The organism is Rhizobium sp. S152, assembly GCF_030380735.1.
Classification (GTDB): Bacteria; Pseudomonadota; Alphaproteobacteria; order Rhizobiales; family Rhizobiaceae; genus Rhizobium.
This window is the reverse complement of the sequence record NZ_JAUDRZ010000003.1, coordinates 349,031-362,499: the sequence shown is the minus strand read 5'-3', so window position 1 is coordinate 362,499 and position 13,469 is coordinate 349,031. Positions and strand designations below refer to the sequence as shown.

19 protein-coding genes are annotated in these 13,469 nt (G+C 62.8%); 9 read left to right on the top strand and 10 right to left on the bottom strand.

Annotation, left to right across the window (positions count from 1 at the left end):
* Positions 1 to 16: 16 nt before the first annotated feature.
* Positions 17 to 1,195, top strand: coding sequence for a M24 family metallopeptidase (locus tag QTL95_RS06320; protein WP_289719112.1), 1,179 nt, complete (start codon positions 17 to 19; stop codon positions 1,193 to 1,195).
* Between the two features lie 81 nt (positions 1,196 to 1,276).
* Here QTL95_RS06320 and QTL95_RS06315 read toward each other — a convergent pair whose 3' ends face one another.
* Genes QTL95_RS06315 through pxpB form a run of 8 tightly spaced genes read right to left on the bottom strand, consistent with a single transcriptional unit; the run spans position 1,277 to position 8,099 of the window.
* Entirely contained in the window at positions 1,277 to 1,690 is a 414-nt protein-coding gene (locus tag QTL95_RS06315) for a VOC family protein (RefSeq protein WP_289719111.1), read from the bottom strand.
* A 32-nt stretch (positions 1,691 to 1,722) separates the two neighbouring features.
* A complete protein-coding gene (locus tag QTL95_RS06310; protein ID WP_289719110.1) occupies positions 1,723 to 2,907 on the bottom strand; it encodes a M24 family metallopeptidase in 1,185 nt (394 codons plus the stop codon).
* A gap of 9 nt (positions 2,908 to 2,916) precedes the next feature.
* The gene (locus tag QTL95_RS06305; protein ID WP_289719109.1) at positions 2,917 to 3,555 is read right to left on the bottom strand and encodes a GntR family transcriptional regulator; all 639 of its coding nucleotides are present in this window, start codon (positions 3,553 to 3,555) and stop codon (positions 2,917 to 2,919) included.
* Positions 3,548 to 4,807 (bottom strand): hydantoinase/carbamoylase family amidase, encoded by a 1,260-nt coding sequence (locus QTL95_RS06300; protein WP_289719108.1) that lies wholly within the window; start codon positions 4,805 to 4,807, stop codon positions 3,548 to 3,550. Before QTL95_RS06300 ends, QTL95_RS06305 begins: the two co-directional genes overlap by 8 nt.
* A complete protein-coding gene (locus QTL95_RS06295; protein ID WP_289719107.1) occupies positions 4,804 to 5,751 on the bottom strand; it encodes an NAD(P)-dependent oxidoreductase in 948 nt (315 codons plus the stop codon). Before QTL95_RS06295 ends, QTL95_RS06300 begins: the two co-directional genes overlap by 4 nt.
* Positions 5,748 to 6,392: a GntR family transcriptional regulator gene (locus tag QTL95_RS06290; protein WP_289719106.1), complete on the bottom strand. Its 645-nt coding sequence runs from the start codon at positions 6,390 to 6,392 to the stop codon at positions 5,748 to 5,750. The genes QTL95_RS06295 and QTL95_RS06290 overlap by 4 nt, the downstream gene beginning before the upstream one ends.
* Before the next feature lies 1 nt (position 6,393).
* Positions 6,394 to 7,359, bottom strand: a complete 966-nt coding sequence (locus QTL95_RS06285; RefSeq protein WP_289719105.1) for a biotin-dependent carboxyltransferase family protein — start codon at positions 7,357 to 7,359, stop codon at positions 6,394 to 6,396.
* Positions 7,356 to 8,099 (bottom strand): 5-oxoprolinase subunit PxpB, encoded by a 744-nt coding sequence (pxpB, locus tag QTL95_RS06280; RefSeq protein WP_289719104.1) that lies wholly within the window; start codon positions 8,097 to 8,099, stop codon positions 7,356 to 7,358. Before pxpB ends, QTL95_RS06285 begins: the two co-directional genes overlap by 4 nt.
* 225 nt (positions 8,100 to 8,324) lie before the next feature.
* Between pxpB and QTL95_RS06275 the strand changes: the two genes are divergently transcribed.
* Entirely contained in the window at positions 8,325 to 9,098 is a 774-nt protein-coding gene (locus QTL95_RS06275) for a LamB/YcsF family protein (RefSeq protein ID WP_289719103.1), read from the top strand.
* Between the two features lie 14 nt (positions 9,099 to 9,112).
* Positions 9,113 to 9,967 carry a D-amino-acid transaminase gene (locus QTL95_RS06270; protein ID WP_289719102.1) on the top strand — a complete coding sequence of 285 codons (855 nt, stop codon included), beginning with the start codon at positions 9,113 to 9,115 and terminating at the stop codon, positions 9,965 to 9,967.
* 48 nt (positions 9,968 to 10,015) lie between these two features.
* On the opposite strand, the gene yghX is transcribed toward QTL95_RS06270, so the two are convergent.
* Positions 10,016 to 10,903, bottom strand: coding sequence for a YghX family hydrolase (gene yghX, locus QTL95_RS06265; protein ID WP_289719101.1), 888 nt, complete (start codon positions 10,901 to 10,903; stop codon positions 10,016 to 10,018).
* 334 nt (positions 10,904 to 11,237) lie between these two features.
* Positions 11,238 to 11,375, bottom strand: a complete 138-nt coding sequence (locus QTL95_RS06260) for a DUF1127 domain-containing protein (protein WP_289719100.1) — start codon at positions 11,373 to 11,375, stop codon at positions 11,238 to 11,240.
* A 96-nt stretch (positions 11,376 to 11,471) separates the two neighbouring features.
* Here QTL95_RS06260 and QTL95_RS28630 point away from each other — a divergent pair, with 96 nt between their 5' ends.
* The 6 genes from QTL95_RS28630 to QTL95_RS06235 all read left to right on the top strand — a co-directional run bounded on the left by QTL95_RS28630 (position 11,472) and on the right by QTL95_RS06235 (position 13,458).
* Complete coding sequence (locus QTL95_RS28630) at positions 11,472 to 11,816, top strand: DUF982 domain-containing protein (RefSeq protein WP_442981260.1); 345 nt, start codon at positions 11,472 to 11,474, stop codon at positions 11,814 to 11,816.
* A gap of 32 nt (positions 11,817 to 11,848) precedes the next feature.
* Entirely contained in the window at positions 11,849 to 12,034 is a 186-nt protein-coding gene (locus tag QTL95_RS06255) for a DUF3008 family protein (RefSeq protein WP_289719205.1), read from the top strand.
* A 132-nt stretch (positions 12,035 to 12,166) separates the two neighbouring features.
* Complete coding sequence (locus tag QTL95_RS06250; protein ID WP_289719099.1) at positions 12,167 to 12,691, top strand: hypothetical protein; 525 nt, start codon at positions 12,167 to 12,169, stop codon at positions 12,689 to 12,691.
* Positions 12,692 to 12,766: 75 nt separating this feature from the next.
* The gene (locus QTL95_RS06245; protein ID WP_037185010.1) at positions 12,767 to 12,928 is read left to right on the top strand and encodes a DUF1328 domain-containing protein; all 162 of its coding nucleotides are present in this window, start codon (positions 12,767 to 12,769) and stop codon (positions 12,926 to 12,928) included.
* 57 nt (positions 12,929 to 12,985) lie between these two features.
* The gene (locus QTL95_RS06240; protein ID WP_289719098.1) at positions 12,986 to 13,216 is read left to right on the top strand and encodes a hypothetical protein; all 231 of its coding nucleotides are present in this window, start codon (positions 12,986 to 12,988) and stop codon (positions 13,214 to 13,216) included.
* A 77-nt stretch (positions 13,217 to 13,293) separates the two neighbouring features.
* A complete protein-coding gene (locus tag QTL95_RS06235) occupies positions 13,294 to 13,458 on the top strand; it encodes a hypothetical protein (RefSeq protein ID WP_289719097.1) in 165 nt (54 codons plus the stop codon).
* The last annotated feature ends 11 nt before the right edge of the window (positions 13,459 to 13,469 follow it).

Sequence of the window (13,469 nt, the reverse complement as noted above, 5' to 3'; positions counted from 1 at the left end):
GAACTTCGGAGTGAAAATGATGAATTCCTACTTCCCGCTGGACGAATACGAGGGACGCTGGAGCCGCGTTCAGGCGGAGATGAAGGCGCGGGGCTTCGAAACCGCGGTGGTCTTCGGAAGGGGCGGCGGGACGACGGACAACTGCGGCGACGTCCTTTATCTCTCCAATCACTACGCGATCAGCAGCGGTATGGATTCGCTGATCTGGACGGCGCGGTCATTCGCGGGTGTCATTCTGCAGGGCGGGCGCGCGCCGCAGCTTCATATCGACGAGCCCGAGGTGCGTCGCGATCTCGTTTCGATCGAGGACGTCCGCACCAGCAATCATCCCTTCGAGAGCGTGGCACGCGCGCTGGTCGAGCGCGGCGTCACCGGTCGCGTGGCTCTCGTCGGCACCAACTTCATTCCGGTGAAATACTACCGCCAGCTCGAGGCTGTGGCGCCCGATATCGAATGGGTGGCCGCCGACGACCTCGTCCGCTCCGTTCGCCGCATCAAGAGCCAGCGCGAGCTCGACTGTTATCGCACCGCCGGCGAAACGGCGACGGCGGGTGTCGACGTCCTGATGAAGGGCCTGATCAGCGGCCTGTCAGAACGCGAGGCGGCCGGCGAGGCGGCGCGCGAGGTCGTCCGGCGCGGGGGCCGCATCCAGATGATCGGCACCAACCATGGCGAGACGCTCGGCTTCGATCAGCGCTTTCCGCTGACGGGATACAGCGCCGACGTGCCCGCGATCGGCGACATCGTCACGGGAACGCTGCACGGCGCGTTGTTCCAGGGCTACTATCTCGATCCCGGCCGCACGGCGGTCCGCGGAAAGGCGAACAGCGAGCAGATGCGGCTGATCGAAGCCGCCGGCAACATCGTCCATCGTCTCTCGGACATGCTGCGGCCGGGCGTCAGGCTCCTGGATGTGGCTGCCGAAGGCGACCGCATGACCGCGGCATTCGGCGGATCGATCTCGCCGATCATGAAGAACTTTCCGTTCTACGGTCACGGCATCGGGCTCGGTTTCGAACTGCCCCGTATCTCGACCAGCATGTCCACGCCTGAGGATATCGTCGAGCAGGACATGGTGTTCGGCGTCGAAGCCTTCCTCTCTCTCGATGGCGTCGGCGCCGCCTTCTTCGAGGACATCATCATCATCGGCAAGGACGGCAACGAACTGCTGACGAAGTCTCCGAGCATCTTCTAGGACCGCCACGCGGCTTTCCGCGCTCATACGCAGAGCTAACGTAAAAGGCCCGGACAGCCGAAACTGCCCGGGCCTTTTCGATCAATGCGCGAAAACGCTGTCGAAGTCCTTGAAACCCTTGACCTCGATCGGGTTGCCACTCGGATCGAAGAAGAACATCGTGCGCTGTTCGCCGGGTTCGCCTTCGAAGCGTACGACCGGCGGGATGTCGAAGGCGATGCCGCCCTTCTGGAGGCGCTCGGCGAGCGCAAACCAATCCTCCAGCGGAAGAACGACGCCGAGATGCGGCATCATCACCATATGGTCGCCCACCTTGCCGGTGCGCGTCACTTCAAACGGCTTACCGAGGTGAAGCGAGATCTGGTGGCCGAAGAAGTCGAAGTCGACCCAGGTGTCCGTGGAACGGCCTTCGGCGCAACCGAGAACGCCGCCATAGAAGCGGCGCGCTTCGTCAAGATCGGTGATGTGGTAGGCCAGGTGGAACAATGAGCGCATGCGGGGTCTCCATTGATGTATATTGATTGATATCAGCGAATGGTCAGTTGGCGCGGCAGGCTCGACAGCGGTTCGGCGCCATGTTCGGAAACGATCACGGTTTCCGATGCGCCGACGGTCCAACAGCCGTAGCTGCGCAGCGTCGCCGGCAGGTGGAAGACCATGCCGGCCTCGATCGGCCGGGATACGTCGGAGAACAGGCTGAGGATCGAGCCCTCCCCCCAGTCCGGCGCGAATGCCACGCCCATGGAATAACCGATGCGCTTGCGAAAGGCGGCGGTATAGCCAGCGTCGTCGATGACGGCCTGCGCGGCATTGTGAGGCTCTGCGCATGGAACGCCGGGCCGGATTGCCGCAAGAGCCGCTTCGAGCGCCCGCAGGGAGCAATCCATCATGCGCTGCGCCTCATCAGGCGGTGTGCCGATCCAGACGGCGCGCATCAGCGCCGCGTGATAGCGCGCATGGCTTCCGGCGAGTTCGAGGAATACGGGATCGCCGCTCTGCAGCTGTCTGCGACGCCATGTCATGTGCGGAAGGCCACTGCGCGGACCCGATGACACCAGCGGTTCCATGGCCATGGCTTCCGAGCCGGCCAGCGTGGCCGCGTTCAGCATCGCGGCCGCGATCCCATTCTCGTCGGCCTTGTCGGAGCATGCCTCGATCGCCGCGATCATGCCGGCTTCGGCATAGCGGGCGGCGGCGCGGACGGCGTCCAGCTCCGCCGGGGATTTCGTCATCCTCAGCGGCGGCAAAAGAGCCGAGCCGTCGGGCAGGTCGGAAAACCCCAGGCTTGCGGCGATCTCGCCCGCCAAGCGTGGGGCGAGAAACCAGCCGCCGAGCTCGATTGCCGGTCGCCGGATGTGCTTCCTTCGAAGCAGCGCGACCAGGGCTTCCACCGGGCTCTCTCCATCCTGATAAGCGACAATGTCGGAGAGCCAGGTATTGGCGATCGTTCCGAACAGCTCCAACTGCCGAACGAGAAGCGTGACCTCGCCGTCGGCGGGCAGCACCAGCGCCTGAAAGGCGAAATATCCCGCCGTCTGGCGGCCCGTCAGCCAGTAGATCGTTTCAGGGCCGGTGACGACAAGCGCCTCGTGACCGCTCGCAAGCACCGCCGCCTGGGCTTTTGCCTGCCGAAGCGCGAACTCCTCGCGGGAGAAGGCGGCCTCGCTGCCCAAAAGCCGATCGATATCTTCAGTGAGAGATTGGGAATGCATCGTCTTATCTTATGTGCGTGCCAGCCATCCGAGGAATCGCGCCCGGACGCTGTCGAAGTGGCCTTCCATCGCGATCCGCGCCGCCTCGCCGTTGCCGGCCTCGATCGCATCGATAACGGCGATATGCTCGCGCGCCTGCTGGTCGAACCGGTCGTGGGTGCGGGTGATGGTGCAGCGACGCGCGATGCCGCGCATCTCGGTGAGCATGGTCGCGAGCAAAGGCAGGCCCGCCGCGTGCGCGACGGCATCATGGAATGCATCGTCATCGAGCCAGAAGTGGTCAAAAGCGATATCGCCGCCGCCGGCATAGGCGCGCATGCGCTCGCGCGCATCGGCGAGCGCCGGGGTGAGCGGACGGGTCGCCGCCGTCTCGGCGGCAGCGCCTTCCAGCAGGCGCCGGGTCTGGACGATCTCCAGCAACTGTTCGACAGTGACCGGCCGTACCATCAGGGCGCCGTTCGGCAGTCGCGAAATCACGTCCTCCTTCTCGAGCCGTGAGATCGCGGCGCGCAGCGGGGTGCGCGAAATGCCGGATTCCAGCGCGAGCGTCCGCTCGGTCAGCATGTCCTCGGCAGTGAACTTGCCTTCCAGAATTCGCTGCTTGAGGTCGCGGTAGACCTGCTGCGCCAATGTTTCCTTCTCACTCATCGGCTGCTCCCGTTGTCTCGAAGGCGATGGCCTCGTGCAATGTGGCAACCGCGCTCGCGAGGTCTTCGGGGTTCATTGCTTCGTCGGGATTGTGGCTCCCGTTCCAGTTGCGCAGGAACACCATCACCGACTCCCAGCCGGCCTGCGCGAAGGCGGCCGCGTCGTGACCGCCGCCCGACAGCATGCGGCGGGGCGCAAAACCGAGCCTGCCGGCGGCCGTCGCGATCTGATCGCCCAGAGCGGCGGACAGTTTCGTCGGGTGGCTGCGCGACTGCGCGCCGAGATCGAAGCGAACGCCACGCGCCGCCTCGACCGCGGCGATCTCGGCCTTGAATGCTTCATCCATCCGTTCGAGCACCGCCACATCGTCGCTGCGCAGATCGATACAGAAATCCGTGCGGCCGGGCACCTTGGCGAATGCATGCTCAGGCGTGGCCGCATCGACCCTGCCGAACGTCACGGCGAGGTCCTGACCGGTCTCCAGCACTTCTCCCCATCGACGATCCATGGCGACGACGAGATCGGCAAGCGCGAACACCGTATCCGACCGCGCCGAGCGCGGCGCGCCGCCAGAATGCGCCCAGGTTCCATCGATACGCGCCTGGCGGTAGCGAAGACCGCCGCGAACGCCATCGACGATGCCGAACGGCTCGCCGGCATTGTCGAGCACCGGTCCCTGCTCGATATGCAGCTCGATGAACCGCGCGGCAGCAAGCCCCGCTCCGCTCAGGATCTCTTCGGGCTGACCACCCTCCGCGCGGATGTGATCGGTAAGCGTCCTGCCTGTATCGGCGCGCACGGCCTGCAGCTCCGGTGCGGTCAGGCGGCCCAATGCAGACCTGGAGCCGATGTAGGAAACCGGGAACCAGACGCTTTCCTCGGCGCGCGTCACCGTGACCACCAGATCGACCGGCGGACGTTCGCCGCTATCTACGAAGGCCGCAGCAAGAGCGACCGCGCCAGCCACGCCGGCTGCGCCGTCAAAGGCGCCGCCCATGGCAACGGTATCGACATGCGAGCCGACATAAAGCGGCGCTGCATTCCGGTCGCGGCCGGGCAGGCGCGCGAAAAGATTGAGTGCGGCATCGCGCGTGACCGTCAGCCCGAGACGCTCCGCTTCCTCCGCGACAACGGCATGGGCCTGGCTCTCCAGCGGGCTGTACGAGGGACGCGTGAACCCCGGACCAGTATCCGAGATGGCGTTGATGCGATCTAGGAGCCGGTCAACGGTGTCTTTGATGATGCGGCTCATGCTGCTACCTCGGGCAATGGATCTATTGTTGTGGGGGGCTTCTCGCCCGACAGGGCCATGAGCACGTTGCGCGCGGCGCCGACGGCGACCCGCCGGAGCGCCTCTCCGGTCGTGCCGCCGAGATGTGGCGTGAAGATCACCCGGTTCGATGCCGCGAGCGGACCGTGCGGCGCTTCCGACGAATAGACGTCGAGGGCGGCGGCACCGATCGTACCCTCGGCAAGCGCCGCGGCAAGCGCGGCTTCGTCGATCAAACCGGCCCGTGCCGTATTGACGAGGATGGCACCGGGCTTCGTCGCCGCGAACGTCTCGGCGTTGAGCATCCCACGCGTCTCGTCACGCATGGGCGTATGAAGCGAAACGAGATCGGCCTGGGTCAACCCCTCGGACAAAGTCCGGACGCGCTGGTAACCTCCGATATCCGCCGCGCGCGGCGAAAAGACGAGGATGCGCATGCCGAACGCGCTGTCGAGCATTCGTCCAAGGCCCGCGCCGGTTGCGCCCCATCCGACGATGAGTGCCGTCTTGCCGGCGAGCTCGTGGAATGTCTCGGCCTCGCGAAACCCCTTTATTCCAGCACGCACCGCGCTATCCGCGGCGGGGATCAGCCGTGCCGCCGAGAGCGCGAGGCCGAGCGCGAGCTCGGAGACCGATCGCGCATTCGCACCCGGCGTGTTGCAGACCATGACGCCCTTCCTCGCCGCAGCAACCTTGTCGACGGCGTCATGCCCGGCACCGTGGACGACGATGACCTTGAGGCGATCGCCGGCGAGAATGGCACCGGAGGAGAGACCGGCGTCACGCGTGATGACGGCGTCGCAGCCCGCAATCGCCCGCGACACCGTGTCCATGTCGGAAGCCGGGCTGATGACAGGCTCGACACCGCCGTCACGCAGCAGATCGAGGCCATCGGAGTGGATGGGCTGAACAACCAGGCACTTCATCGTGTTGCTCTCGCTTGTTCGGCCTTCAGGCGTTCGAGGATGGCATCCCGGGCATTTCCGACATGCGCTTTCATGAGCTGTCCGGCGCGCGCGCCGTCCTTCTCGCGGATAGCCTTGATGATCTCGAGATGTTCGTTGCAGCCCTTGAGGAAACGTGCGGGCACGAGACTGTGGTCGAACATGCAGGTTCGCCTGCGAAGGTCGCGGATCGTGCGGACCATCATCTGGTTGCCGGCCGCGCGCGCGAAGGACAGGTGGAAATCGTCATCGACGACGCGCTCCTCGTCATCCTCGCCTGGCCCCTGCGCGATCAGCGCCATCACTCTTCTCTCCAGATCGTCGAGCGTGCCTGATGCGATCGATGTGGCGTTGCGCACGCAGTGGCTCTCGATCACGCCTCTCAGGAAGAATATCTCCTCGACCTCGGCGATCGTCAGCGTACGCACCTTGAGGAACCGGCCCTCCTGGACGGCAAGCCCCTCGGCCTCGATCCGCTTGATGGCCTCGCGCACCGGGGTGCGTGACATGGCAAGCTCGTCACCGAGCTTCGCCTCCTGCAGGACATCGCCCGGCTTCAGCATTCCGGCAAGGATCATTTCGATGATCTTGCCATAGGCCTGCTTTGCAAGCGGTTGGCTCATGTCAGACATCCTCCAGAATTGCGGGGGTTTCGAGCTTGACCTCGAGATCGGCCAGCGTGGCGGCGAAATCGCGCGATTGGGCGATCAGCATTTCCTCGGCCTCGTCCTGCGTGATCGAGCGAAACCGGATGGTGGCGCCCGTTGCGGTCTGCGCCAGTCTCGGCAGGTCGACCGAGGCCACCGTGGCGATCTTCGGATAGCCGCCGGTCGTCTGCCGCTCGGCCATGAGAACGATCGGGCGGCCCGAGGACGGCACCTGGATAGAGCCCGCAACGGTACCGTCGGAGACGATGTCGTGTCCGCGCGCAGCCGTGATAACCGGGCCGTCCAGCACCTGCGCCATGCGGTCACGGCTGGCGGTCACCTTGAACGGCTCCTGCAGGAAGGTTGCCCAGGTTGCCACGTCGAAATGGTCCATCTGCGGTCCGGGGATGACACGGATCGGTCCGATGGGACGATGAATAGGTTTGCGCAAAGCCATCAACGATCGCGGCGTCGTTGCTCCCACCGGCAGCGTGTCGCCAACGGCGAGCCGCCGGCCTTCCAGGCCGCCGAGGCCGGAGCGAAGATGTGTCGAACGCGCGTTCAGAACCGGCGGGGTCTCGATGCCCCCGGAGATTGCCAGATAGCCCCATACCGACTGGCGTAGCGCGCCAATCTTCAAGACCTGCCCCGGCAGAAGATGATGGCTTTCCCAGCCGTGCCGAGGCTTGCCGTCAACCGATATATCGACGACGCCACCCGTGACGGCGAAGCGCACCGGCTGCTGAACCGTGAATTGACCGCCGACATGGGCGAACTCAAGCGTGGCCGCGCCGTCTTCGTTTCCGGCCAGGCGATTGGCGAGCATCATCGCCGGCCGGTCCATCGGCCCTGCTCCGGAAACGCCGAGATTAAGCAGTCCGCTGCGTCCGAGGTCCTGAACCGTCAACATGGGACCGGCATGCATGATATCGAGAGTGTTCACGCCGCCTCCCATTCCTCGACCGCCGCGCCGCTCGCGACGGCGGCATCGAGGTGCTCGGCCTCATCGCGATCGATCGGTCGAAAGCGAACGTGATCTCCCGCGCGCAGCAGAAATGGTTTCTCACGCGTCGGATCGAAAGCCTTCAGCGGCGTCCGCCCGATAAACCGCCAGCCGCTGGGGCCGGGAACCGAATTGATACTTGCCTGCATGCCTCCGATACCGATGGCGCTCGCTTCTATTCTCTGGCGCGGCACCGCAAGCCGCGGCGTATGCAGCGTCTCGGGCAGCCCGCCGAGGTAGGCGAAGCCCGGCGCGAAGCCAATCATGTAGACCCGGTAGCGCGCCGAGGAATGAAGGCTGATCAGTTCGTCGCGCGTAAGCCCTTTCATTTCCGACAGTTCGTCCAGGTCCAGACCGGCCTCGCCGCCATAGAGCACCGGCACGACGATCTGTCGCGGTACATCGCCGGACGGCGCCAGCGCGGCCAGACGCTCAAGCAGCAGCGTCGACAGCGTCCGCCCACGGACGATGACTGGATCGTAGGCGACGAGAAGCGAGCGGTAGGTGGGGACCGTTTCAATGATGCCGGCAATGGGATCGGCGGCCAGCGCGGCCGCCAGCGCGATCACCCGCGCGTTGATCGCCTCGTCGATATGGTCGGCAAGCTCGATCACCAGAGCGCTGTCTCCACAGGCGGCGACACGCGGATAACCGGCTGATGATTGCGCGTTCACGGGCATTGCCTGGCCCCTGCCGGGTCAAAAGCCGAACAAGCCCAATCGCCATGAGCGTGCGAATGGAAAGCGCGTTCGACTGTCGCTATTGTTATCACGTGCCTCACTCGGGATTCTCAAGAGTATGTCCTTGTCATTTCAGTACACCACCTGTATGTCAAGTCCAATTCGCACTGCGGAACAGGCTGCCGCGTTTCGACCTAGCCTGCTCTTTTCACAAGGAAACCGGTATTGCCGACCATCGATTTGAACTGTGACATGGGCGAGAGCTTCGGCGCCTACAAGATCGGCGACGATGCCGCCATGATGGAGGTCATCACCACCGCGAACATCGCCTGCGGCTTTCATGCAGGCGATCCGGTCGTGATGCGCGACACCATTCTTTCCGCTCGAAAGCATGGGGTTGCCATCGGCGCCCACCCGTCCTTCATGGATCTCTATGGCTTCGGGCGCCGTCGCATTTCGGGCGAGCGTCCCGAGGATATCGAAGCCCAGCTGATCTACCAGATCGCCGCAATCCAGGGCATGGCCACCGCGCTGGATTGGCCGATCACTCATGTCAAAACCCATGGCTCGCTCGGCAACATGGCGGCAGAGGATAGCGTGCTTGCCGAGGTCTGCGTCCGCGCCATCAAGGCGGTCGATCCGAAGCTGGTCTTCATCACGCTGCCCTACTCCGAAACGATGCGCGCCGCGGAAGCGGCGGGTATTGCGGTCGCCTGCGAGGTCTACGCGGATAGGCGCTACACGGACAACGGCATGCTGGCGCCGCGCCAGATGGAAGGCGCCGTCATTCATGATGTCGAAGCGAGCGTCGATCAGGTTCTCACCATGATCTCGGACAAGGTGATCCCGACGATCGGCGGCGGACGCCTCCCTGTCGATGCCGCAACCGTCTGCATTCACGGCGATACGCCGGGAGCCGCGATCACGGCGCGCGCGTTGCGCGACAAACTCACAACCGCCGGGATCGATATCTCAGCCTTTGCCAAACCCCAGAATTGAACGAGGAATCTACATTGTCCCGCACCGTCTATCTCAACGGCGAATGGCTCGCCGAAGCCGAAGCCAAGGTTTCGATTTTCGACCGCGGCTTTCTCTTCGCGGATGCCATTTATGAAGTCACCGGCGTCATCGGCGGAAAGCTGCTGGAATATTCCGGCCACAGCGCCCGCCTCAAGCGGTCGATGGCCGAGCTCGGCATCGACTGCCCGCTGACGGACGAGGAGCTGCTCGCCGTTCACCGCGAGATCGTGCGTCGCAACGACCTGAACGAGGGCCTGATCTACCTGCAGATTTCGCGCGGCGCCGCCGACCGCGATTTCGCGTTCCCTGTCGATGCCAAACCGACGCTCGTTCTCTTCACGCAGGCCAAGGCCGTCCTCGACAACCCGAAGGTGACGACCGGCATCTCCGTCGCCCTTGTACCCGATCAGCGATGGGGACGCCGCGATATCAAGACCGTGCAGCTGCTCTACCCTTCGATGGCAAAAATGAAGGCTTCCGAAATGGGCGCGGATGACGCATGGCTCGTCGAGGACGGCTTCGTCACCGAGGCCAGCTCGGCGACATCCCACATCATTACTGCGGACGGCAAGCTCGTTACCCGTGGCCTGTCCAACGCCATCCTGCATGGCATCACGCGTCTCAGCGTGCTCGACATCGCGAGACAGGCTGGCATCGAAGTTGAGGAGCGAGCCTTCACGCCCGAGGAAGCCAAGCAAGCGGCGGAAGCGTTCATCACGTCGGCGACCAATTTCGTGCTTCCGGTGACCCGGATCGACGGCCAGCCTGTGGGCACCGGCGAGCCAGGTCCGCTGACGCTCAAGCTTCGTCGGCTCTATATCGAAGCCAAGCTTGCGAGCGCAATCTGACAATCGTGCCGCCCCGAAGAGGGGCGGCGTTTTAGTTGGAGCGTCCCATCAAGCAAGATAGCGCTTGAACCAGTCGATTGTCCGGTCCCAGGCAAGCTTGGCTGCAGCTTCGTCGTAGCGCGGCGTGGAGTCATTGTGGAAACCGTGATTGACGCCGGGATAGATGTAGGCTTCGTAAGTCTTGTTGTTTGCCTTCAACGCTTCCTCGTAAGGCGGCCAACCATCGGTAATGCCCTTGTCGAGCTCGGCATAATGCAAGAGAAGCGGCGCCTTGATGCTCGGCACGCTTTCCGCCTTGGGCTGTCGGCCGTAGAAAGGTACCGCAGCCGCAAGTTCCGGGTAGGCAACCGCTGCGGCATTGGCCACGCCGCCACCATAGCAAAAGCCGGTGATGCCGACCTTGCCGGTGGTCATGTCGCTTTTCATCATGAACTCGATCGCCGCGAAGAAGTCATTCATCAACTTCTCCGGATCGACCTTCTGCTGCAGTTCGCGGCCCTTCTCGTCATTGCCGGGATAGCCTCCAACCGATGTCAGCCCATCCGGAGCGAGCGCGATGAAGCCCGCCTTGGCGACACGGCGCGCCACATCCTCGATATAGGGATTGAGACCTCTGTTCTCGTGCACGACCACCACGGCCGGTACCTTGCCTGTCGCCTTGGCGGGGCGAACGAGATAGGCGCGGACATCGCCATTGCCCTTCGGCGAGGGGTAGGTGATGTATTCGGCAACGATATCGGGATCGGTAAACTCGACCTGGGTGGCCAGCGCATAGTTCGGGCTCATCGAGGAGAGAATGGCGGCGGCCGTTACGCCTCCCACCGCATACTTGGCGGCGCGATCGAGAAACTCGCGTTTGGTTATCCTGCCGTGGGCATAATAGTCGTAGAGCTCGAGCAGTTCCTGCGGAAAGTCCTTCGCCGTCAGACGGTTCATCTCTTTTCCTCCATCCTTGCGTGCCGGTCCCACCCACACGACTGTTTCCGGCGGTCAACGAACAGGCGTGTGCGTGCCTGATCCAGTTCGCCTTGCGGTCGCAGGATAACCCAGAGCGTGCAGGCCGCCAGTCGTCGAGGCCACACAATTTCGTGTTTACGTGAAAAGGATGGAAAGGCCGAGCTGGAAAGGATCGATGGGCATCATCTAACAGCGGCTCACAGGGCGAGCCGACGATGAGAGCGGAGGGCGCGCTGTGAGCAGGGATCGGCCACCAGAAACAACAAAGGCCCGCATCGGCGAGCCTTACATACTGTTGTCATGCTAACTTGGATCAACGGCCGTATACGCGACGCTTCATGTCCGAGCGGCTGACGCCGATATCCTTGAGAGCAGCATCATCCAGGCGCTGCAGTTCGCGGTAGGCCTTGTTGAGCTGGAAGTATTCGACGATCCGATTGGTTATTTTCATTGCATATCTCCTTTTTCGATGCCCAAATATATAGCGTGTTGCCATTAATGTGAGCAGCGCAAATTTTGCATATGAGGCATCCGGATTCGCTGGCAGATGCACGCGCCCTATTGGCTCCTGCAAGAAAAATCGCGTGATCGGAACGTCATCGTCGTCGCAGCGTTTATCTCTCATCGGAGGTATTGCGTTATGGATCCGAAACGATGGAGTAGGCCGCTCTCCTTTCAAATCCACCGGACCGGAGAGTTCAGGACTATCTCGAATACCAGCGAGGCCGCGACCATTCTAAATAATGCATGGCCGGTTGCCCGCGGGCGAAATCTGAAGAGTGCAAAACGAACATGCAGGCAGGTATTGAGCGGTCAGCGGCCGCCATCGGAGGCACGCAATGCCTTCATCGCCGCGGCAGTGGAAGCGGACATCTTCGTCAAGGAAAAATGATCGCTTTCGGCAACAGAAAAAGGAGTTTCATGATGCCGGCCAAATCGAAAGCGCAGCAGAAAGCCGCGGGTGCGGCGCTGTCAGCCAAACGCGGTGAAACCCCCAGAACCAAACTCAAGGGTGCCTCTAAAGGCATGGTCGAATCGATGACCGAGAAGGAACTTGAGGAGTTCGCGTCCACCAAGACCAAGAACAAGCCGGAACATGTGCGCCACTGAAATGCCGCTCGTGCGACCATAGGCAATTACACATCACTTGGCGCAACTTCGCCCGACGAGGCTCGAATGCCACGATAACGACCCATTTTCATGATGAGGGACGCTCGGTGGCAACGCATGTTGGGCGAGCGCATGAACTGGATCAATCGTTACGTGGATGAGCCATTGCTGCAGGGCGCGGCAATGTTGCTGAGGCGGTGGCACGTGCTTACCGGCCAGCGGCCGGACACGCTGGAGCCGGTGTGGAACCTGATTTCCGCGACATTTCTTATGATTGCAACCCTGTTTTTCATGCAGGGGGAACTGCTCTTGCTCTGCCAGGGCGCGCTTCTGGCGCTCGCCCTCCCCTCCGCTTGGCAGCTGCTGAAGCGCGGAGAGGGTGGCCCCTACGGCGTCAGCGACTACAAGGCACTGCGTGCATCCGCGATCGGCAAGCGTGAGAACGAATGGGCGCTTCGCATGGCCGTCGTTGTCGGCTCGGCGCTGCTTCCATTTGCCCACGCCTCCGACGACAGTGTCACCGCGTCCTTCATGCTCGGCGCATCACTTTGGTTCGCCCTCATCGCCCCATTGCGCTTCTATCTGGGCGCGGCGGAGCCGCCAGCCCCGCATGAGGGCGACCGCTTTACGAGAGCGGCTTTAGGTTCGTTGTCCTAGATCATCGCTTTTTCCCGACGATGGAACTTAGTCGACCGATCTCCGTTTTTTAGGGAACGGAGAAAGGAGACTATCATGCTTTATTATGCTCTTGTATTTCTGGTTGTCGCGCTGATTGCGGGCGTTCTGGGTTTCGGTGGCATTGCCGGCGCTTCCGCGTCTATCGCTCAGGTTCTGTTCTTCATTTTCGTTGTGCTGTTCGTCGTCTCGCTGGCCATGCGCCTGCTTCGCCGATGACAAAACGAGCGCAAAGTGCCGAGTGCACCTTGCGCGCCACGACATGAGGAGGCGCACATGACAAACCCACCCTCACCATTGCCTACCGAAGCACTCGAACTTGCCCAGGAATATGTTCGGCTTGGCGGCAAGCGACGTTCGGCCAACGATGACAATCTGGTTTCCACGCGAGAGTGGGAGGCCGACAGCGCCGAAGCGAAGTCTTTCTGGCAAAGTCGAATTGAACCGCTGTCGAAGGACAAGAGAGCGGAAGTCATTACGCATTTGCCAAGCGTCAGCGTCGTCTGATCGATCCGGATCGGCATGCGGTGCCGATCCCTTATATGTCGCATGGGCGCATGGCGCCCGCATTCCCAGGTAGAAGCATGCATACGAAATCGATGAACCCGGTGGACGCCAACGAAACACGACAGCCGCCCATCGTGAGGCGTCCGGCGCTCTCCGCGCTGGAAACGAGCCGGCTGAACGTGCAAGTCCAGCGAATCCAGAAAATCTCGCAGCAAGCCGAACAACAGTCCCGTCAGCTCTAACCGGGCTGTTC